Origin of the sequence: Anatilimnocola floriformis (genome assembly GCF_024256385.1) — a bacterium.
Taxonomy (GTDB): Bacteria; Planctomycetota; Planctomycetia; order Pirellulales; family Pirellulaceae; genus Anatilimnocola; species Anatilimnocola floriformis.
On the sequence record NZ_JAMLFW010000001.1, the window covers coordinates 4537898 to 4559416 of the forward strand.

18 protein-coding genes and 1 other RNA gene are annotated in these 21519 nt (G+C 59.3%); 6 read left to right on the forward strand and 13 right to left on the reverse strand.

The features are described 5' to 3' along the window. The first annotated feature begins 404 nt into the window (after window positions 1-404). Window positions 405-1439, forward strand: coding sequence for a DUF1559 domain-containing protein (locus M9Q49_RS17650; RefSeq protein ID WP_254510136.1), 1035 nt, complete (start codon window positions 405-407; stop codon window positions 1437-1439). Window positions 1440-1472: 33 nt separating this feature from the next. Continuing rightward, entirely contained in the window at window positions 1473-1859 is a 387-nt protein-coding gene (locus M9Q49_RS17655) for a hypothetical protein (RefSeq protein WP_254510138.1), read from the forward strand. Window positions 1860-2020: 161 nt separating this feature from the next. On the opposite strand, the gene M9Q49_RS17660 is transcribed toward M9Q49_RS17655, so the two are convergent. From M9Q49_RS17660 to M9Q49_RS35480, 5 genes are all read right to left on the reverse strand, one after another. Further along, window positions 2021-2851 carry a hypothetical protein gene (locus tag M9Q49_RS17660; protein ID WP_254510140.1) on the reverse strand — a complete coding sequence of 277 codons (831 nt, stop codon included), beginning with the start codon at window positions 2849-2851 and terminating at the stop codon, window positions 2021-2023. Window positions 2852-3002: 151 nt separating this feature from the next. Then, window positions 3003-4538 (reverse strand): sugar ABC transporter ATP-binding protein, encoded by a 1536-nt coding sequence (locus M9Q49_RS17665; protein WP_254510142.1) that lies wholly within the window; start codon window positions 4536-4538, stop codon window positions 3003-3005. A gap of 12 nt (window positions 4539-4550) precedes the next feature. After that, window positions 4551-5777, reverse strand: a complete 1227-nt coding sequence (locus tag M9Q49_RS17670; protein ID WP_254510144.1) for an ABC transporter permease — start codon at window positions 5775-5777, stop codon at window positions 4551-4553. Next, window positions 5774-6898 (reverse strand): substrate-binding domain-containing protein, encoded by a 1125-nt coding sequence (locus M9Q49_RS17675; RefSeq protein ID WP_254510145.1) that lies wholly within the window; start codon window positions 6896-6898, stop codon window positions 5774-5776. The genes M9Q49_RS17670 and M9Q49_RS17675 overlap by 4 nt, the downstream gene beginning before the upstream one ends. A gap of 47 nt (window positions 6899-6945) precedes the next feature. Continuing rightward, window positions 6946-7068 carry a hypothetical protein gene (locus M9Q49_RS35480; RefSeq protein ID WP_261365068.1) on the reverse strand — a complete coding sequence of 41 codons (123 nt, stop codon included), beginning with the start codon at window positions 7066-7068 and terminating at the stop codon, window positions 6946-6948. A gap of 225 nt (window positions 7069-7293) precedes the next feature. On the opposite strand from M9Q49_RS35480, the gene M9Q49_RS17680 reads away from it, so the two are divergent. Continuing rightward, complete coding sequence (locus M9Q49_RS17680) at window positions 7294-8139, forward strand: serine/threonine protein kinase (protein ID WP_254510147.1); 846 nt, start codon at window positions 7294-7296, stop codon at window positions 8137-8139. Window positions 8140-8152: 13 nt separating this feature from the next. On the opposite strand, the gene csrA is transcribed toward M9Q49_RS17680, so the two are convergent. Beyond that, the gene (gene csrA / locus M9Q49_RS17685) at window positions 8153-8353 is read right to left on the reverse strand and encodes a carbon storage regulator CsrA (protein WP_254510148.1); all 201 of its coding nucleotides are present in this window, start codon (window positions 8351-8353) and stop codon (window positions 8153-8155) included. Between the two features lie 604 nt (window positions 8354-8957). Between csrA and M9Q49_RS17690 the strand changes: the two genes are divergently transcribed. Further along, a complete protein-coding gene (locus M9Q49_RS17690; protein WP_254510149.1) occupies window positions 8958-9386 on the forward strand; it encodes a toxin-antitoxin system HicB family antitoxin in 429 nt (142 codons plus the stop codon). Between the two features lie 69 nt (window positions 9387-9455). Here M9Q49_RS17690 and rnpB read toward each other — a convergent pair. Further along, window positions 9456-9960, reverse strand: an RNA gene (gene rnpB / locus M9Q49_RS17695) — RNase P RNA component class A. Between the two features lie 285 nt (window positions 9961-10245). On the opposite strand from rnpB, the gene M9Q49_RS17700 reads away from it, so the two are divergent. Further along, a complete protein-coding gene (locus M9Q49_RS17700; RefSeq protein ID WP_254510150.1) occupies window positions 10246-11484 on the forward strand; it encodes a S1C family serine protease in 1239 nt (412 codons plus the stop codon). A 406-nt stretch (window positions 11485-11890) separates the two neighbouring features. Further along, complete coding sequence (locus tag M9Q49_RS17705) at window positions 11891-14917, forward strand: PVC-type heme-binding CxxCH protein (RefSeq protein WP_254510151.1); 3027 nt, start codon at window positions 11891-11893, stop codon at window positions 14915-14917. 84 nt (window positions 14918-15001) lie between these two features. On the opposite strand, the gene M9Q49_RS17710 is transcribed toward M9Q49_RS17705, so the two are convergent. From M9Q49_RS17710 to M9Q49_RS17735, 6 genes are all read right to left on the reverse strand, one after another. Then, window positions 15002-16096 carry a protein-glutamate methylesterase/protein-glutamine glutaminase gene (locus M9Q49_RS17710; RefSeq protein WP_254510152.1) on the reverse strand — a complete coding sequence of 365 codons (1095 nt, stop codon included), beginning with the start codon at window positions 16094-16096 and terminating at the stop codon, window positions 15002-15004. Between the two features lie 9 nt (window positions 16097-16105). Further along, window positions 16106-16498 (reverse strand): response regulator, encoded by a 393-nt coding sequence (locus tag M9Q49_RS17715; RefSeq protein WP_254510153.1) that lies wholly within the window; start codon window positions 16496-16498, stop codon window positions 16106-16108. A gap of 78 nt (window positions 16499-16576) precedes the next feature. Then, on the reverse strand, window positions 16577-17065 hold the full coding sequence (locus M9Q49_RS17720; protein ID WP_254510154.1) for a chemotaxis protein CheD: 489 nt from the start codon (window positions 17063-17065) through the stop codon (window positions 16577-16579). 43 nt (window positions 17066-17108) lie between these two features. After that, the gene (locus tag M9Q49_RS17725) at window positions 17109-17741 is read right to left on the reverse strand and encodes a chemotaxis protein CheC (protein WP_254510156.1); all 633 of its coding nucleotides are present in this window, start codon (window positions 17739-17741) and stop codon (window positions 17109-17111) included. A 20-nt stretch (window positions 17742-17761) separates the two neighbouring features. Next, window positions 17762-20644: a chemotaxis protein CheA gene (locus tag M9Q49_RS17730; RefSeq protein ID WP_254510157.1), complete on the reverse strand. Its 2883-nt coding sequence runs from the start codon at window positions 20642-20644 to the stop codon at window positions 17762-17764. Further along, window positions 20644-21519 carry a CheR family methyltransferase gene (locus tag M9Q49_RS17735; RefSeq protein ID WP_254510159.1) on the reverse strand — a complete coding sequence of 292 codons (876 nt, stop codon included), beginning with the start codon at window positions 21517-21519 and terminating at the stop codon, window positions 20644-20646. Before M9Q49_RS17735 ends, M9Q49_RS17730 begins: the two co-directional genes overlap by 1 nt.

The window sequence follows — 21519 nt, forward strand, 5'->3', positions numbered from 1 at the left end:
TCGACGAAACAAAAAAGGCTTTTGCGCTGCTATATCGGGTTATGGCGGGGTAATAATCTCGAAGTCGGAAAATAAGGGGTTACGCGACGGCGCATTGCCGCAAAGCTCTTACTGCACGGTAGATACCGCGTCGACAGAGGCCGCAAGAGCTGAAAATGCGAGGCTGCCGAGTGGTTATAAAAAGCTTCCCAAAAAACCAGCAGACACTGACCTAAGCCGATACAGAGCAATCGCTTACGACTCCATCGACAAATTCGCTCAGGTGTTATAGTTTCGCGACCGAGGAAAAATTAGCGGTGGTGTTCACACGGCCCCTCGCAGGAAGCTTGTGACGGAACTCCGTGCGAGCTAAGTTGTTCAATAGTCACGTTCTCTTCTCTCCACGTTTGACTACTGAGTGGGCGATGTCATTTTCCTCTCGTCGGCAGGGGTTCACACTCGTTGAACTCCTGGTTGTGATTGCCATCATTGGCGTGCTGGTCGCGTTGCTGTTGCCCGCAGTACAAGCCGCTCGCGAAGCCGCCCGGCGGATGCAATGTGCCAATCATCAAAAGCAACTCGCGCTCGGGATGCAGAATTTTCATGACACGCTGCGGCGGTTGCCGCCAGGCGGAGCCATGGATCAAGCGCCCTTCGGCACCGATTTGTCGGTAGCCCCGATCACGCCGCGGTGGGGCAGCAGTTGGTACGTCTATATCCTGCCGTACATCGAACAGCAGCCGTTGTTCGACAAGTGGCAATTCACCGGTTCGTCGGGAGCATTCAATACGACCAACAACACCGCCGCCACCGGCGTAGTGATCAAGGTATTCTTCTGCCCCAGTTCACCACTGAAGATGAAGGCCCCAGACCGCCAGACTGGGTCGACGTTCGCCACGTATGTAGGCGTGAGCGGCGCCGTAAACGGCCTCATGCCTGATTTCAACGAAACACGTGTTAACCCTCTGAGCTGCGCCGGCATTGTCAGCGGTGGCGGTGTGTTGATTCCCAACGGTGAACTGAAGTTTGGCGACATCAGTGATGGCAGCAGCAACACAATGTGCATCAGCGAGCAAGGGAACTACTTGAAGGATACAAGCGGAGTGCGGCAAGAGTGGAGAGCGTCTCAGACATGGGGCTGGTACTTGGGCGTGAAGTCGCCCGGTGTACCGCCAAACTTTGATAATACCGGCGGCGACAACCGCCAGCCGAACATGACCACGATCCGTTATCCGATCAATTACGCGCCGGCAGCCGGTTGGACCAATGACGTCGCTGGCCTGGGTGTGGGTATCAACGTGAACTGCGTGGGTGCCAATGTGCCGCTCAGCGGTGGCCATCCGGCCGGCGTGAATGCGGCGTTTGCGGATGGCTCGGTGCGGTTCGTCACCAACGCCACGCCGCTGGCTATTCTCGCCAACATGGCCACGCGCGACGACGGCGTGCCGCTGTCGCAGTAAGTTCAGTTCCGCCGTCTCTAGAAGTGACTTTCCATGCAACGTTTTGTTCTGGTCTTGATGCTCGCGCTCGCGTTTTGCACCGGCTGCGCAAAGAAAGGGCCGAAGTTTTTTCCCGTCAGTGGCACGGTGACGCTCGATGGTCAGCCGCTGCCGGAAGGCACGATTCACTTCAAATCGACGGCGACCGGCGGCTTGCCGGAATCGTTGCCGGTTAAAGACGGGAAGTTCGCCGGCAAGGCCGTGGAAGGAGCTTGTCGCGTGGAAGTGACCGCCTATCGGCAGATTCCGATCGCAGGCGAAATGGGCGGCTCCGTGCAGGAACCGTTGATTGCGTCACGGTTCAATTCGCTAAGCACTCTGACGGCGGAAGTGAAGGCTGCCGGGCCGAATGCTTTTGATTTCAAGGTCGAGAGTAAGTAGCTACCGTCGTCGATCCGCTCCGCGGTCGATGAATGGAGCTGGTTACTGTGTGATCAGCGAGGCTGCAGACTCAACCCGAATTAAGAATGTAGTTACTGAATTTGGTGGCTACCGGATAGTGACTTTCGGTCATCGACCGCGGAGCGGATCGACGACTGCCACTAGGGAGTCGGCTTGAGCATCTTGTCGAGCAGCGACATTACCACGCCACGGTAGACTCGTTCGAGCAGCGGGTTTTGCTTGATCAGCTCAAAGGTCTTGAACGCCGATTCGCCTTCGGCGGCGGGAAGCTCAGCTTCCTGCGTGCGGCCGGCGGCGTCGATGAGAATGGCGATGTATTTAAACGTGCCGTCGGCGAGCATCTCGCGGCGAACATCGTGCAGCTGAGCGGTTTCAGTATCAAACTCGCCGGGAACCGGCTCTTTGGACGGCGTCGTCGCGCGGGCGCCAGTGCTGAGCAGTTTGCTGAGGTGAGCGCTGACTTGCTCGACCGACTCGGCCGTGGCGACCTGATTGAGTTGGCCGGTCATTTCCTTCAAGCGGTCCTGGTTTTCTTCAGCCGAGTGCTGATCGGCGCTGGTGATCGATTCTAGAAGCCGGCCCGTCAGAAACTTTTTGTCAGCGGCGAACTCTTCCGAGGTTCGGCTGTCTAGCTCGGTGTTGGTAAGCGATTGCCAGCGTGGATCGTCTTTAGCGGCTTCGTTCGAGGCTTCCAAATTGCTAATGTCGGCGGCGTCTTGGGCGAGGAAATCGCCCGGCGGTTTTTCGAACGGAGTCAGCTCGAAGGCCTCGGGTTCGGCGGTCCCCTCCTGCCCAGCAACCTGCGGCAGACCGGCGGGCGCCAGCGGAAACTCGGGCGGCACGACGGCGACATAGAGAACCTGGGCCGCGATCAGGGTGAGCAGGAACGCTCGCCCCCAAACGTACGTACGCAAGTTCCAGCCCGTGCGGGGCTTGGTGGGCTTCGGCGGTCGTTTGCGAAACCAGAACATGTGCGTGCGTACGGCGGCTCGGAAATCGCCCTGAAATAATCGATAGAGGTAGCTTAACTCTAGGCGGGGACCCGTCTGGATGCAATGTCGGCCGGAGAGAGGCAGACCTTTAAAAAGACGACGTTAAGATTGTGAGACCGAGATGGCCAACTTAGCTCGCTTTCGCCCGGCCCATGGTGGCAGCTTCGAGAATCTTGTGCTCGGTCGCCTCGGCCCGCTGGAACGAGGCGGTGAGGTTGCCTTCGCTGAGGACCAGAATGCGATCGCAAACGGTGAGGAGTTCCGGCAGTTCGCTGCTGGTCATGATCACGCCGATGCCCTCGCGGCAAAGCTTGTCGATCAGACGATAAAGCTCGGCTTTGGCGCCGACATCGACGCCGCGCGTGGGATCGTCGAGCAGCAACACGCGGGGATTCGTGAGGAGCCAGCGACCGATGATGCACTTCTGCTGATTGCCGCCGCTGAGACTGGTGATGGCAGCAGAAAGACCGGCAGTTTTCACGGCGAGACGCTGACTCACTTCGGTGGCCATCGCCCATTCGCGTTTGCCGTCGATCACACCCAACGCGCCCGTTTTGTCGAGCGTGCAGAGGGAAATATTCTGGCCGACATTCATCGCGGCAAAGATGCCGAGACGCTTGCGGTCTTCGGTGACGAGGGCAATTCCCTCCCGGCAGGCATCGACCGGATGACGGAGCGAAAGCTCGCGGCCGAGGAGCTCAATGCTTCCTTGCGGACGAACTTCCGATGCGCCGAAGAGGCATTCCAGCAGTTCCGTTCGCCCTGCACCCATGAGGCCGGCAAAGCCGAGGACTTCGCCGCGGCGGAGCTCGAACGAAATGTCTTTCAAGCGATAGCCGCGAGCATGACCGGGCCACGGCAACGAGAGATTGCTGACCTTCAGCAGCACTTCCTTGGTTTGGCGCTCGCCGCCGAAGTCGATGGCGTCGATTTCGCGGCCGACCATCAGATGCGTGATCTGCTGAGCGTTCGTTTCGCTCTTGTTCAACGTCTTCACCGTCTTGCCATCGCGGAGCACCGTGATGCGATCGGCCAGATGAAAGACCTCGTCCATCTTGTGCGAGATGTAGAGGATGGTCACGCCGCGTTTGCGGAGGCGTTCAATCACGCGATACAAGCGACTCACTTCGGATTCGGTGAGAGCGCTCGTCGGTTCGTCCATGATCAGGATGTCACTCTGCAGCGACAGGGCCTTGGCGATTTCGAGGAGTTGCTGATCACCGACGCGCAGCTGACCGGCGAGCGTGCGCGGGTTTACATCGCACTCGAGCTCGCGCAGGAGCTGAGCGGCTGCTTGCTCCATCGCTGCGTCGTCACGCAGGCCGAGCCAGCCGCGGATTTCGCGACCGAGAAAGACATTGGCCGCGGCGGAAAGTTGTTCGACGAGATTCAGCTCTTGATGAATGATGCTCACGCCGGCCGCTTCGGCATCGCGGGTGCTGCGAAAGCGCGCCGGTTTGCCGCCGAGGAGCAGCTCTCCCTCAAATTCGGCGATCACGCCGGAGAGGATTTTCATCAGCGTGCTTTTGCCCGCGCCGTTTTCGCCACAGATGGCGTGCAATTCGCCGGGCAGGATCTCGAGCGAAACATCTTGCAGCGCGATGACGCCAGGAAAACGCTTGGTGACCTGACGAATGGCGATGATGGGCTGTGCGGGCGTCGGCATCGCTCACCTTTGTTAGTTGCGCGGCGTGCGGGCAAAAACGCTGCGTACTTCGGCGATTTTTACACCCACGAGCAGCAGCAGCGTCGCACCGCCCACAATCAGACCGGTGCGTGTGCCCAGCGTGATCATGGCGACAATTCCACTGGTAAGGGCCAACGTGGGAATGGCGCACAACCCTCGCAGCCCAGCAAACAACTGTCCGCCGTTGGCGAGCAATTGCCGGATCTGCGTCAACGTCACGGCCAGCACCACGACGCTGCCGACGATGAAACCTTCCCAAACATCGCTGTTGGTCTTGATGATTTTGGCAACGGCGTCGATGACGACGCGGAGAAATATCACGCCGAGCACAGTTCCGGAAACAGTGCCCACGCCGCCCGCGAGCGAACAGCCGCCAACGACGGCTGCCGCAATCGCGTTCAGTTCATAGCCACGGGCCAGAGTGATTGGATCCACCGAGCTGACGTCGGCCAGATAGAAAATAGCCGCCAGTCCGCCAGTGAAGGCACTAAAACAATAAGCGGCCCATTTGAGGTTCTCGGTGCGGATGCCACTGAGCCGAGTGGCCTGCTCATTGCCGCCGAGAGCGTAAAAGTGTCGGCCCAAAACGGTGCGCCGCAACACAAACCAGGTGAACAGAGCAAGGACCAGAAAGACCGTGACCGGCACCCAGACATTATCACGCAGGTAGTAGAAGAAGCCGTCGTTGACATAGAGCTTCGATCCGCTCCGGCCTTTCAATTCGTTGACATACTCACACAGCGCGTGCGCCAAACTGCGCAGGCCCACGAGCGTGGCCAGCGTCGCAATAAACGGTGGCAAACGAATGGCCGTGATCAACCACGTGTGCAAATTGCCAATCAATATTCCGGCGAGCAGACTGGCAAATATCGCCGCCCCCACCGGCAGCAAACCCGCCGAAGCTCCCAGTGGCAATTCGTTGGGGGCCAGCAAGGTGTAGACGCTCGCGCAGACGGTGGCGGAGAAGGCAATCGTGGAACCGCCCGAAAGGTCGATGCCGCCGGCAATAATCACCACCGACACACCGAGGGCAAGAATGCCCAAGGTCGACGCGCGGTAAGCGACCAATTGCAAGCTCGGCCCAGGTCGCTTGTAGTAGGTGTGCTTGTTGTCGGCGAGCGCGGTAAACGAAACAACCAGCGCGATTGCAATCAGCAACGCGACTTCGGTTGTAAACCAGCGATAACGGCCGGAGCCAGATTGACCGACTGAATTCATGAGCTGGGTAGGCCGTACTTCTTGAGCCAATCCTTCAGAGTAGACAGCGGCATAAACTCCAAGCCCTTGTAGGGCCCCGCCGGTTCTGCAGCGGCCTTTTCGGCAACGGCTTTCAGCGGCGAGCCTTCGTCGGGATAGACCAACTTCAAAGGAGTGGTGTAAAGATCGCCGTCGGGATCTTTGCCGAAGTTGGGAAACAGCTCATCGATGGTGGCTTGATCTTTGGTGTGCATCGCCTTGAGGAGACGAACCGAAAGCCGGCCCATCTCATAAGGATTTTGCACGCACATCGCATCGAGATTGCCGCCAGCCATCGCGAGAATCGAGTTCTTGTCGGCGTCGAACGTGACGAGCGTCAAGTTCTTCCGGGCATCGCGTTGCTTGGCAATCGTGCTGATGGCCGGGCCGTTGTAAGCCCAGATGCCGACCAGCGCGACCAGATCGTCGTGATTGGTCAACGCATTCGAGACGTTGTCGTTCGCGCGGCCCAGGTCGGTATCGTCGGCCATCCGATCGCGTTCGGTGAAATCACTCCCGAGGCCGGCCTTCACGCCGTCCATGCGGTTGCGAGCGTTGTCGCTATCGGTGAGACCAGCGAATTGGACGTAGGCGCCCTTTTCAACCTTGCGTTCGTTCAGCAGGGTCTTGGTCACCGTGCCGAGCAACTTGCCAGCTTCAAAGTTGTTGGTGCCAATGTAATAAGGACGGGCGTCGCGATACTTGGTCCGGTTCACGTCGTTGTCGACCGTGATGACTTTAATTCCTTGCGACTGCAACTTTTTCAGTTGCTCGATGATCGCTTGGTTGTCGGGCTCGGTCACCGTCAGCGCGACACCCACGATGTCGGTCTGCGTGCCAAACTGCTTGAGCTTGTCGATCTGCCCCGACGCCGTGCCGTCGTTCGATTCCATCGAAACGCTGAGCCCTGACCCGGCCAGGTCGAACTCTTTTTCTCCGGCCACTAGTCCAGCCTTGCATGCATCCCAGTAGGGATTCGGCACGTTGATCAAGAAGACAAATCGCTTGGTTGCCGATTTGTCGTCCGAAGAATTGCACGCCGCGAATAAGAGAAGGGTGACCGCCAAAAGTGCGACACCCGAACGGAGCATCTTGCTTAGCATGGAAAGAGAACCCTGGAGAGGAGAGGGCCAACAACCCAAACAGCGAACTACTTCTTGCCTTCTTCGGTCGTGTTGGGCGAACCGCCGCGGCCGCTATCCGGAGCACAGCCCGCAATCGCACCACAAGTGACCGCCAACAACATCGTCCACAGCAACCAGTTACGCAACATGTCAAACTCCAAAAACGCTCGATGAGCAAAGTGAGGTAGGCAAAACCCAAAATCTTAATAGGGCCTTGCCAGCAACGCAAGCGACAGCAAACCAGACCGCAACTCGTCGTCAACTTCGCGGCCGACGAATGCCGATGCTATGCAAAGGAGACCCCGCCGCTCCACCGAATATTCCCGCCTTATCTGCCTGCCTACTCTTCTCTTCTGCTCGACCCTGGATCCCCTATGCCTTCGCTGTTGCGTGGCCCCGCGCGCGTTTCGTCGCCGTTGCCGGCCGTTTCCGGATATGAATTGGTGCGACTCCTGTCGTCGGGCAACTGGTTTCAGCTGTTTCAAGCTCGGGCCGCAGGACAGGGCTCGGCGGCAGACTATGTTATTAAGCGTCTCCGCGACAACGGCGGCATGCCGCGAGCAATCTTGCTGCGCGAAGCGCAGGTCACAAACTCTGTTTCGCACGAAAATCTCGTCAGTTTGCTGGGTGAGGGGCTTGGCGAAACTACTCCTTATATTGTGCTGCCGTTTCTGCCTGGCATGAGCTTGGAGCAGGCGCGGCAATCTCCTGGCCAAACCTCGGTGCCGCAAGCCCTGTGGTATATCCGCCAGGTTGCCGCCGCATTGGCAGAGCTGCATGCCGCGGGGTGGATCCATTCTGACCTGAAACCGTCGAACATCATCGCTTCGGAAACAGGGCACGCCACGCTCATCGACCTTGGCCTGGCCCGCCGCCTGGGCACGGCCGAATGCCATGCCGATCGCTGGCTGGCGGGAGATGCCAATTACCTGGCCCCGGAAGTTTTTCAGCCCAATCGGGAATTAACTGGCGCCGCCGATATCTATCCGCTGGGCTTGGTGCTGCTGCGATTGCTGCAAGGAGCCAAGGGCAACCCGCAAGAGCCAGTCGAACTCCGTCGCACGCTCAGCGACCTGAGAAGTTACCGGCCGGACGTTTCGCGCGACGTGGCCCACTTGCTGGGAAGAATGCTAGCCCAGGAACCTTTGCGGCGGCCTGCTGCGAACGAACTCGTAGAGATTATCTCGCGACTCGAGATCGAGTCGCTGATGCAGTGGTGAAGCGAGAAGCTGCTTACGATTTCTCGGGCTCAGCAGGCGGCAGCGTTTGATTGTGCCGCATGATGGCTTCGTAAACTTCTTGCCGATGAACGGCCACGTCAGCAGGGGCCTGTATGCCGAGGCGCACCTTATCGCCGCGGATATCGACGATCGTAATCACGATGTCGTTGCCGATCATGATGCTCTCGTCGCGATGTCGTGACACTACCAGCATGGGCCACCCGCTGTCTGCTTTCTCCCGCCTCGTGGCGACGCTAATCCAGCAATTCTAGGCGGCAGGTCGCAGCGGGTAAGGGCAGAAGCGGTGAAAAGCGTCAGCAGCTGAAATGCAGAGGCAGCCGAATCCCTCGCTGCATGCCAGCAAGTTTTTTCGCGCCTGACTCACAACGGCCGAGTGCTAGCAGCAGGCCATTTGCTGTCCGAATTTTCGCCCACAAACTGCTCTCGCGTCACTACTGGCGTTTTGGTAGCTATTCGCCCGTTCCCAGCAGGACGAATTTACTTAAATCGTCTTGCCCAGTGTGAAACTTGGCGAAAACCGAAGACCTCGAGCTAGACACTTAGGGAATTGCGAAAAATGCGATTGCCTGAATCTTGTGCAAACAAGCGACTGCCCGCCGATCGAGCAGCCGCGACAGATTTTGAGCAATTGCCCGCGATCGCTGTAAGTGCAAGCATTGCAATGACATTGGTGCTGACCTTGACGTCGGTCGTATGTTTCCTGCAAAGCCGCGACGTCGTGCTGGCAATATGCCGGTACGCCGCGGGACCCGTATCTGAATAGTCCGTTTACTAGTTTGATTTGGAAGGAGCCGGCAATGGAATTGACCGCTGTTTCGCCCACCCCCACCACCACTACTGCCACCACGCCCGAAGAACGCCTGCAAACCGCCACGCGGATCGCAGACAAGATGTTCCAGCAGCAGCCTGACTGGATCACATTCTTCCGCGAGGTCCTGGGCGTTGACGGCCTGGTCCGCAAGCTCTTTACCACGCCGGAAGAGCTCGCCGAATTCGAGAAGACCGCCCAGTACGCCGAAATCCAAGCGATGGTCGCTCGACTCCGCGAAAAGTCGGGTGCTGCCGCCGAAGGCAAAGAACCGACCCGCGTGATCACGGTTCGCCTGCCCAAGAGCTTGCATGAATCGCTCCGCGCCGAAGCTCACGATCGCAAGACCAGCATGAACCAACTCTGCATCAGCAAGCTGCTGCAGGTCATCGACGAACAAATGGTCGTCAGCGAGTAACCCCTCGCAAAGCCCAGGTGTCACCCAGGCTTGCTAGCAAGCACTGCGCTCATATCGCGCGAAAAAAGTCTTGATAGCAGGCCTGTAAGCCGGGTTCTGTCATGGCGTGTTCCATTTGGCTGCACGCCACCGACGGTCATTTATCTAGGACGGCGATTGCTCGCCGCCTCGAGCAGCCTACCCGAGCATTGGCCGGACCAGGCGGGCCCGCGCGCCGCAACCAAACCGCCAGCGACAAGTCGCTAGCGGCCGAGCCCGCGCGTATGCTCTGTTTGGCTTTGCTCCGGATGGGGTTTGCCGAGCCAGCGAGTCGCCCCGCTGCTGGTGCGCTCTTACCGCACCGTTTCACCCTTACCGCGGCAGTTTTGACGGGGGCTCGAACCCCTGCCGAAGCGAAGCCTTTCGGCCATCGCTTGACAGAGAAAGCCCGCCGCGGCGGTCTACTTTCTGTTGCACTTTCCCGAGCCTTGCGGCCGGTCGACGTTATCGACCATCCTGCCCTCTGGAGCCCGGACTTTCCTCCCGCTGCCACCGCCTTTCGACGCCAGCAACCGACGACCGTCCGGCCTGCTATCAAGACATTTTCAGCGTATCAGCTTTCCTTTCATTTCGATAGAGACGGCGAGCGCGGCTGAAGTTCGCCGCGGCGCGCGAAATCTAAAATCGCGATATTCCCGCAGAAACCACACTCGCAAATGCACTCAAATTGCACCTGCGTCACGCAAATGCAAATTAAGTGTATTTGCTGGCCGTGCTCGCGGCACACCTCCATCGGCACTTGGCAATTGCCAAACTCTCTTCCCGCTCCTTCCGCCGCCGGATAAAACAGACTCTCAGGAACAGGATCTGGAGCCCTCGTATGAACCGTCACACTTCCATCGTTGCCGTCGTCGCCATGCTCTTCGGAGCCGTGGTCGCCACGCTCTGGCAACACACCGAAAACCGCCCCACCCTGGTCGCGCAAGAAGGGCTTCCCGGCCTGCCGCCTCCTCCCGGTGTCCGCGCTCCTCCACCGCGCGTGCCTGCGCTGCAACCGCCCATCAATCAGTTCAATGCGCCGCCGATGCAGGGCGGTCCGCCGCCGGTGATCGTCGCCAACGATCCGCTCGCCGACCTTACGCCCGAAGAACGCGTGAACATTGCCGTCTACGAAAAGTGCAATCGCCACGTCGTTCACATCACCACCAAGAGCGCGCGCGCCGAACTCCTTATTCTGGAAGTCCCCACGGAGGGAACCGGCAGCGGCTCGGTGCTTGATAAGAACGGCCACATTCTCACCAACTACCATGTCGTCGAAGGTGCGAACGAAATCAAAGTCACGCTCTACGATAACGAGACCTACACCGCCAAGCTCATCGGCCACGACGCACCAAATGACATCGCCGTGCTGAAGATCGCGGCGCCGGTCGACTCGCTCAATCCGGTCGAGTTCGGCGACTCGGCCCGACTGAAGGTTGGCCAGCAGATCTATGCCATCGGCAATCCCTTCGGCCTCGAACGCACGATGACGACCGGCATTATCAGCAGTCTCAATCGCTCGCTGCCGTCGAAGAGTGGCCGCACCATGAAATCGATCATTCAGATCGACGCCGCCCTCAACCGCGGCAATTCCGGCGGCCCGCTGCTCGATAGCCGCGGCCGACTCATCGGCATGAACACTGCCATCGCCAGCAGCACCGGCGAAAACACCGGCGTCGGCTTTGCGATCCCCTCCGACACCATCGGCCGAGTCGTGACGCAGCTCGTCGCCAACGGCAAAGTGGTCCGCCCCGAAACGGGCATCACGCGGGTTTATCAATCCGACCTGGGCCTGGTCATTGCCACGCTGCAACCCGGCGGACCTGCCGAGCGCGCCGGCTTCCGCGGCTACCGAATCGTCCGCGAACAAAAACGCCGCGGCCCGTTCACCTATGAAGAACGAACGATCGACCGCACCCAAGCCGACATGATCGTGGCCGTCGACGGCGAAAAAGTCGTCACCGCCGACGAATTCCTCGGCCGCATCGAGCGCCACCTTCCCGGCGAGCAAGCCATTCTGACCGTTATCCGCGCCGACCGCCGCGTCGACATTCCGATCCTTCTCGGCGCGGGCGAATAGCCACAGAGCCGGTCGGATTTCGAGGGTTATAATATAACCGTTATTACGTTTTCGCGATTTGCCGAACCCGTTGCCGGCTCGGCAGTTGCGAAAAACTGATGCAGATTTGCTATAACCTTTTATAACCATTTTGCATCACTTTATAACCACGCTATAACGACCTGCCTCAGCTCGATAGCAACGTTCGTCGCTGCCATTCATCACTCAGGTTTTTCCGACCGCGCAGCGACAACCGACCTCCGCAGACGCGCTTTGCCTGCGGGGTGAACTTGAATTTCGATATGTGATCAACTGTATACGTGTCGCAGTTGGCGGTCAAGCTCTTGTTTCGCGCAAACTTCTCGGCGAACATTGAGCGGAGTTCAGCAGGCTCTCCTGCCAGATTTCATCGCAACGGCGGATCGACATGCAGCGCACCACACTCCTCCGCGGAATTCTCCGCTGCTTCGTCGTCGCCATCGTTTTCGCAGTCGCCGCTTGCGCGGTGCAACTCAATCGCGCCCAAACGCAACCGTCAGCACAACCTCCATCGCCTAAAGAAGCCACAGTCGACGAACCGCTGCCGCCGCTCGAAGCCGCGCGGACGATGCAGGTGCCGGAGGGTTTTCAAGTCACCCTCTTCGCCGGCGAGCCCGACGTCAAACAGCCGATCGGTTTTGCCATCGACGACCGCGGCCGGCTGTGGGTCGCCGAGGCCTACAACTATCCGGTGCACGGCACGAAGGCGGGCGACCGGATCGTCATTCTCGAAGATACCGACGGCGATGGACGGCATGACAAACGAACCGTCTTTTACGACGGTCTGAATTATGTCACCGGCATCGAAGTCGGTTTCGGCGGCGCGTGGGTCATGTCGCCCCCCTACTTCTATTTCATTCCCGATCGCAACGGCGATGACAAACCGGACGACAAACCTCAGGTATTACTCGACGGCTTTGGCAATCACGCCAATTCCCACAACCTGGCCAACGGTTTTGCCTGGGGACCCGACGGCTGGTTGTACGGCACGCATGGCCGTACCAACTGGTCGCTGATCGGCAAGCCGGGCACGCCCGAGAAGGAGCGCGAGCGGTTCGACGGTGGCGTGTATCGGTATCATCCGACGCGACACGTCTGGGAACCCTACGCCGACGGCACGACGAATCCGTGGGGCATCGATTGGAACGACTACGGCGAAGCCTTCATCACCAACTGCGTCAATCCGCACTTGTTCCACGTCATCTACGGCGCGCACTACGAGCCGTGGCGCAATCGTGAGTCGAGCCAGTACGCCTATCAGCGAATCGACACGATCGCCGATCATTTGCACTTCGTCGGCGCGTGGAATGTGCGCGACGGGTTGAATTCATCTGCCGAAGATCAAGCCGGCGGCGGCCATGCCCACTGCGGACTCATGATCTATCAGGGGGATAACTGGCCGGAGCAATATCGCAACACGCTCTTCACCAACAACATTCACGGCCGACGAATCAACAACGACATTCTCAAACGTTCCGGCTCGGGCTACACCGCTTCGCACGGCAAGGACCTGATGCGCTCGAAAGATCCGTGGTTCATGGGCGTCACACTGCAATACGGCCCAGATGGCTCGGTGTTTGTCATCGATTGGTCCGACACTGGTGAGTGTCACAGCGTGCGTAACACGCGGCGCGAGACGGGGCGGATCTACAAAATCTCGTACGGCAAGCCGAAGCCGTTTTCTGGCAACATCGCCAAGTTGAGCGACGCTGACCTCGTCAAATTGCAGACGCATCACAACGATTGGTTCGTGCGACACGCGCGACGAGTTTTGCAAGAGCGTGCCGCAGCCAAGCAAGATCTTTCGTCGGCGGTGAACGATCTGCGCGCGACGTTCGAGCAGCAAACCAACATTCCGCAGAAATTGCGTTCGCTCTGGACGCTGCAGGCGCTGGAGCAGTGGGAAATCGAAGACTTCATTCGCCTGCTCCGCTACGAAGACGAATACGTTCGCGGTTGGGCCGTTCGACTTCTCTGCGAAGAGCCTGAGTTATCGCAATCTGCGCTCGAACGACTTGCTCTGGCCGCACGCGACGACGAATCGCCGCTCGTGCGGATGCACATCGCCAGCAATCTGCAACGGCTGAAGTTGGCCGGTCGTTGGAACATCGCGACGGCCCTGCTAAGTCATGACAAAGACGCTAAGGACGAAAACATTCCGCTGCTGGTTTGGTATGCCGTCGAGCCGCTGGTCACGGTCGATCCGCAGCGATTCGTCGCCTTGGCCGGTGAAGCAAAGTTGCCATTGGTCGCCCGCTTCATCGCCCGCCGGGCTGCCTCGCTCCCCGATTCAAAAAGTGAATTGGCCGCGCTCGTAAAAATGCTCAGCAGCACGAAAGGTGAAGTGCAAAAAGAACTCCTCGCCGGAATCATCGACGGCCTGGCGGGACGACGGACCGTCGCGATGCCCGAAACCTGGCCGAACGCCTACGCGAGTTTGAAAGTAGTGAACAGCGATTCGCTCGTCGAGAAGGCGCTGCAACTGGCCCTTATTTTTGATGATCCGCGAGCACTCGCCGACTTGCGCGCTCAAGCAAAAGATCCGAAAGTCGCAGCGGCAATTCGCAACCGGGCGATTCAAGCGCTCGTGGCCAAAAAAGCAAAAGGACTCGATGCCGAGTTGCTTGAACTGATCGGCGATACCCCGGTTGCGAAAGCAGCCCTCCGTGGCCTGGCTGAGTTCGAACATGCCGGCACAGCCACTGCGATCCTGTCGCAGTACTCCAAACTCGAGCCCAACACCCGTCAAGATGCGCTGCAAACGCTCGCCTCGCGCGCGGCCTGGGCCTTGCCGCTTGTCGCTGCCTTGGAGAAGAACGAAGTCCCTCGCGCCGATGTCACAGCCTACACCGCGCGGCAGATGTTCACCTTGAACAACGAAGAACTCACCACGCGACTGAAAGCAGCCTGGGGAGAGTTACGCACCAGTCCCGCCGAAAAACAGCAGCAGATTGCGTCGTTCAAGAAACGCTTCACGCTGGACGCGATTCAGAAGTCGGACCGCAGCGCCGGCCGAGCGATCTTTCAAAAGACCTGCGCCAACTGCCATACGATCTTCGGCACCGGCGGCAAGATCGGGCCGGATATCACCGGCTCGCAGCGGACCAATCTCGATTACTTATTGCACACGCTCATCGATCCTTCGGCCGCGGTCAACAAGGATTATCAGATGCACGTGATTCAAACGGTCGACGGCCGAACGATCACGGGACTGATTGCGGAAGAATCAAAAACCGCGCTCACCATGCAAACGGTCAACGAAAAGATCATCATCCCCGCCGACGAAATCGAGGAGCGCAAACTCTCGCCCGTCTCGATGATGCCCGACGGCTTGTTGCAAAATCTCAGCAATGACCAGGTCCGCCAACTACTGGCCTACTTGATGGGCCCCGACCAAGCGCCGCTGCCGAAGTAGAATTCGAGCGTGAAAAGTAGCTGAATTCGCCAGAATTCAGACAGCACCGTTCGAAAGCCATCTGCTGAATTCTGGCGAATTCAGCTACTTGGCGCGTGCGAGCGATGTGCGGCCGAACAGCCGCGCCGAGTTTTGCACGATAAGCCCCGGCAATTCCGGCAGCGCGAATTGCCGGTCGACGTCGCCATTGATCGCAGCCACGCGATTCATGCCGTAGACATCCGAGGTGGCTTGATCTTGTCCCAGCACGTAACCGCCGGCGGCGCGGATCGCGGCACAGCCTTGCGCGCCGTCGTAACCCATGCCGGTCATGATGATGCCGAGACAACGACTGCCGAAGGCCGCGCTCGCGTCGCGCATCATCACATCGATCGAAGGTCGATGGCCGCTCACAGGATCGCTATCTTCGATCACGGCGACGACTTCGCTTCCTTGGCGTTGCAAACGTAGATGCCTGCCACCCGGTGCTATCAAGACCTGATTGTTCCGCAGCACATCGCCGGTCTCGGCTTCCTTGATCGACAGCGCCGAAATCGTATCGAGCCGCCGCGCAAACGGCCCAGTAAAGTTCGCCGGCATGTGTTGCACAACCACGATCGGCGGCAGCGATGGCGCGAGCGATTGAAATAGCTCACTTAGCGCGGGCGGTCCGCCCGTCGAGATGCCCAAGGCAATGCAGCAGTCTTGGTAAGCGTTGCTGATACCGGCAGATGGCCGCGCCACTTGTCGAACTGTCTGTTGCGCGCGGGCCTGACGAATCCGCAGCACGCGGTCGACGTCGGCGCCGGCCATCGCGCGCAGTTTATGCAGCAATTCATCGCGAAATGGCCGATGAGCGGCGCTCGGATTTTCCGGCTTCGGCACATAATCGAGCGCGCCGCAGTCGAGCGCCTGCAGCGTGATTTGCGCCGCGCGCTGCGTTAGCGAGCTGACCATGATCACCGGGATCGGCCGCTCGGCGAGGAGCGCAGCCAAGGTTTGTAGCCCGTCCATGCCGGGCATTTGAATGTCGAGCGTAACGATGTCCGGCCGCAACTCGACGACTTTGATCAACGCCTCGGCGCCGCTGGCCGCGGTGCCGACAACTTCGATGCCGCGCTCATTCGTCAGCACGTCGCGGATCAGTTCGCGCATCAGCGGCGAATCGTCAACCACGAGAACGCGAATGATCTTGTCCATTGTTGTCCGCTATACCAATTGCGGTTCGCGCTTGGCCGTGCGAGCCGCGATCTTTTGCAGTGCGGCCAGCAGTCGTCCCTTGTTGAACGGCTTGGCGATGAAATCGGCTGCGCCCGCGCGGAGCGCTTCTTTCAGAATCTCGGCTTGATCGAGCGCGCTGACGATCAGCACTTGCGCATCGCGGTTCAATTGCTTGATGCCGCGGAGACCATGCATGCCGTCGAACTCGGGCATCACCAGATCGAGCGTCACCGCGTCGGGTTGGAGTTTTTCGAATTGCTCGATTCCCTCCTGGCCGTTCGTGGCGTGACCCACGATTTCCCAGCCGTCCTCGCGGGCAGCGTCTTTGATCATCTCGCGGATGATCATGGCGTCGTCGATTACCAACAGTCGTTTTGTCATGACAGCAATCTCTCTACTTCCGTCCATCAACCACTTGGGCAGGTAACAAATGGGTCCGTTGAATGTTCGTTGAATCGTTTACAGCACTACGCTCGGCGAACCGGCCATGTCGACTTGCAAGTCGCCGGTCGCCGAATCGAACGTGATCCGCCGACCGACCTTGCCCCCCACATGTTCGGCCATGATGGGAATGCGCAGATTCTTCAGCAGTTGAATGACAATGGCGTGATTTTCTTTGCCGATTTGCAGCGGTCCCGAACTGCCGAACATGTTGGCTCCGCCGGCCACCTTGGCCACGAGGCCGGTGCGCGGGATGCCGTTTTCGGCGAGGATGGCGAGCATTTCTGGCAGCGCGGTATCGGCAAATTTGCCAGCCGGGCCAGGGCGATCCTGACCTTGCGGCAACACGATGTGCGCGACGACGGCTGTTTTGCGCAGTTCGTGAAACAGCACGAGGCCGATGCACGAGCCGAGCACGGCGCGAGCGATCTCTCCCTGGGCGACCAGGGCGATCTGGGCCATGCCGACATTCGCTTCGGCTCTGCGCTCAGGTGCGGAACAAGTCATGTGAGTTACTTTTCGTTCGTGAAGTTCAGGCGTTCGCAGGATTTCAGGCGTTCGCTGCGGAAGTTTGCACGGCGGTGAGCAAGGTTTGCAGCAATTCCTCGCTGGGAACAAAGAACAAACTCCAATTGACCTGCCGCTGGTCGAATTCAAACCTTGTGCGGCAGATCAAGGCTCGATCGCCAGCCAGCGATTGCCCGGCCAGCACTTGAGCGAGCACGCTGGCGCCAAAGTCCTGCACGAAGAACGGCGCCGAGGGAATCAACTTGCGGCGCGTCAAACGCGTCAGTTCGTTGAGATAAGCCGAGGCTAGAATGTTGCCGGTTTCCATGACGGCCGACTGATCGAGTTCCGACCATCCGGCATTGGCGACGACTTCACGGCCAAGCAAGCTCGCAGCGAGAGTGCGACCGTTCTCGTCGTCAAAGGCGAGAATGAGTTGGCCGCCCATTCCTCCTTGCACGCCGTCGCCCTGCACGCCGAGGACGACCATGGTGAGCAGGTCGTCGCCCATGTCGAGTTCGGCCGAGACTTCTTCGAGCGGCGCTTCGCGCAATTCATCGAGCGAGAGCGAGACGCGGCCATTGGTCCATTGCGACATGGCCAGCGAGGCGTGCTGCGTCGCCGCGGAGAAAAAGTCTCCGAGCAAAGCGGGATCAAAAGGTGCGGTGGCGTTCACGTTTATTCTTTCTGCTGAAGCTAAGCGGGTTCGAGTTCATTTGCTGCGGTCTTGCGACCGGCCAGGCTGATGAGCGACGACACATCCAAAATCAAGGACACTCTGCCGTTGCCGAGGATGCTGGCCCCGGCCAAACCGGGCACATTGCGGTAATTCTCGGCGAGCGATTTGATGACGATGTCTTCTTCACCGAGTAATCCGTCCACGGCGAGCCCCATCTCGTGACCGTCGGTGCCGACGATGACGAGTGTGCGTTCGCCGTTGGTGGATGTCGCGGTTCGCAACGAGCCGTCGGCCCATTGCAACAGATTGTTGAGCTCAACGACCGAGATCACGCGGCCGCGAACGCGAGCAGTGCTCAGACCATGCACCGTCGTCAGCGACTTCTCGCTCACGCGGACGATCTCAACGACCGACTCGACCGGCACGGCAAAGACGTCGCCCGAAATCACGGTAAGCAGGCTCGGCAGGATGGCCATCGTGAGCGGCAGCTTGATGGTGATTGTCGTGCCGACGCCGAACTGGCTGTCGAGCTCGACTACGCCGTTCAGCGATTCAATCTTGGAACGGACGATGTCCATGCCCATGCCGCGGCCGGAGATCTCCGTGACCTTTTCCGCGGTGCTGAAGCCCGGTGCCCAAATGAGTTGATAGGTCTGCTGCGTCGTCAGCCGTTCGGCATCGAGCGCGCTGATCAGACCTTTCGAAACCGCTTTGGCGCGAATCTTTTGCGGATCGAGACCGGCGCCGTCGTCGCGCACCTGAATCACCACGCGGTTGCCGCGGTGAAAAGCGTCGAGCGTAACGGTGCCTTGCGCTGGTTTACCGGCCGCGATGCGTTGCGCGGGAGACTCGATGCCGTGGTCCGCCGAGTTGCGCACCATGTGGATTAGCGGATCGCCGAGTTCATCGACCATACGCTTGTCGAGTTCGGTCTTTTCGCCGCGAATTACGAGCTGAATGTCTTTGCCGTTGCTGCGGGTGATGTCGCGAATCACGCGTTTGAACCGCCCAAACAGCGGGCCGATCGGCACCATGCGGGTGTCCATCACGCTCTTTTGAATGCCATCGGCAATGCGGTCGAGCTGATGCACGGCTTCGGAAACGCCGTTGACCATCGTGCGGGCCTGGCAGAGTTGTTCGAGATCGGTGCGAACGACTTCGAGGTCGCCGCGAATCTGCTGCACGTGCCGGCGAACGATTTTCATGAACGGGGTTTCGGCACCGGCGCCACTGGCCTGGTCGGCCTCGCTGAGGATATTTTCCAGCAGCGTGCCGACATTGGCGAGCGAATAGACCGATTGCTTGCGCGTCGACAGACTTTTCAGCTGATCGCCCAGCTGCGCGAAGCGGGCTTTGTTGATCACCAGCTGCCCGGCGAGGTTCATCAGCTGATCGAGGCGTTCGATATCGACACGAATCGTTTCGGCGGGTTTGTCTTTGCTCGCGGCAGCATCGGCCTTGTTGCGGCCGTTGTCTTTGACCCCTTCGCTCTTCACTTCGGCTTCGTCGTGATCGCCAGAAGCATGTTCGGCAACCGCTTCGCAGCGTTCTGGCTTGGCAGCAACACTCGGTGTTGTCTCGGCCGGCGATGTACACATTGCGTGGACGATATGTTCGAGCTCGATGCTACGAATGCCTTCGAGATCGATCTCGCGGCGGATCGACTTCTCGGAAATCTCGGTCGCGACTGCGAACACGAGCCGCTGCAGATCGACGGCGGTATCGAGTTGCTTTTCCGAAGGTTCGCGGAAGAACAGCTCGCCCAAGCAGCCGAGGCGATCGAAAATAACTTGAGCTTTCAGCTCGGCGAGTTGCAACCCCGCCTCGAGCATCACCACGCCGCCGATCACGCGTTGTTCGAGCGGAGCGGCCGCGATGATCTGAGCGCGCTCTGCATCCGTAAAGCTGGCAACTTGAATGATCGCTGGCGGAGGTGGCGGTGGCAGCGGCTTGGCTTCCATCGCGGCAAACGCCATGTGGCGAGCAGCGCGGAGCTTCGGATACGCCTCGTCGTACGAGTCTGGACTGCGCTGGCCGGCTTGCAGGACGACGACAAAGGCCCGCAGCGAATCGACGGCAATCAGCAGTGCATCGGAGAGTTCCGGCGTGATCGAGCGGCGCTCTTCACGCAGCACCTGTAGCAGATCTTCCATCGCGTGCGCAAGTTTTGCCGTGCGATGCAATCCGATCGAAGCAGCCGAGCCTTTGATGCGATGGCAGAACACCAGCAACGCATCGACGTCGGCTTCCACGCCGTTGACGAGGAGTTCGGCGAGGGCGTCGAGTGTTTCTTCGGTTTCGCCGATGAAAATCGAGAGGTACTTCGCTGGCACGTCGGTTTCATCGACGACATCGCCGAAGCTATCGACGGGCACATCGATGACGGGTTTCACAACCGGTGGAGCAGCAGGAATACTGATTGGCGCGTCGCTGACTTTCGCCGGCGCACCGCTCGAGATTCCGGCGCCGGCCAGCAGTTGCTGAATGGCGGCGACTTCTTCCAGGCAGGCGACTTCCGGCGCGTCTTGATCTTTCAGTCGATCGACCATGCCGGTCAAACGATCGAACGCTTGAAACATCACATCGATCACCGGCCGCGAAATGGTCAGGTTGCCATGGCGGGCGGCGTCGAAGACGTTTTCGACTTTGTGCGTCAAGCTGTTGATGTCGGTCAGCTGCAGCATCGCCGACAGCCCCTTCAGGCTATGGGCGTCGCGAAACATTTCGTTGAGCAGTTCAGCATCGGGCTGCAACTGCACATCGTCGCCCAGCGCGCGAGCCAGTTCGTCGAGCGTGAGGAGATTTTCGTTCAGGCGCGTGAGATATCCCTGCGACTCATCGAGGAAGTCGCTGAGCATCGTCGCCATGAAATCGTCGTCCAAACCCAGGTTGTTCGACATTAGGCAGTTCCTTGAGCGAGACCTTGGGTGGTGCGCAGCTCGGGCTTGCGATGCAGCCACGACTGCAGCCGTTCGAAACCGCGAGTTAAATCCGCGACACCTTCGGCAGGGCCGGTCACCAGCATGCCGCCAGGCTTGAGCGCGGCCTCGACGTTGCGCATCACCGGCTGCTTCGAGTCAGCGTCAAAATAAATCAGCACGTTCTTGACGAAGATCACGTCGAAGAGCGCGGCCCGCAGCGGTTGCAGCAGGTTGTGTTGTTTGAACGAAGTCCACTGCGTGAGCACCGGTTGAGCATCCCAACCATCGCCCGCTTGTTTGAAAAATCGCGTGCGGCAGTTGTCGGGAACCAAACGCATCGCACGCACACCAAAGTGGGCACGCTTGGCTTGATCGACCGCATCGACACCAATGTCGGTGCCGACGATATCGATCTTCCATTCGCGATAGTTCGAAATCTTGTCGGCGATGCAACAGGCAATGGTGTGTGCTTCGTCACCCGTGCTGCACGCAGCCGACCACACTCGCAGGGTCTTCGCGCGCTGGCCGCGACGCACCGCGTTTTGAATCTCGGTGAGATAGGTATTGCTGAACCAATCCCACTGATTCGCGTCACGAAACAAATACGTTTCGTGGGTGGTAATCTCTTGCAGAAACGCATCCCACTCGGCGTGATCGGCAGACAGCTTGCGCAGATGATCGAAATATCGATCAAAGCACGTGATGCCGGTCGCCTTCAGTCGCCGCCGCAAGCGGTTCGACAGCAGCGTCTTTTTCTGAGCGGAAATGCGAATGCCGGTCCGTTCATAGATCAGATCAGCGTAACGGCTGAGCTGAGCATCGGTGACTTGCTGAGTTAATGCGGCGGTGGTCAT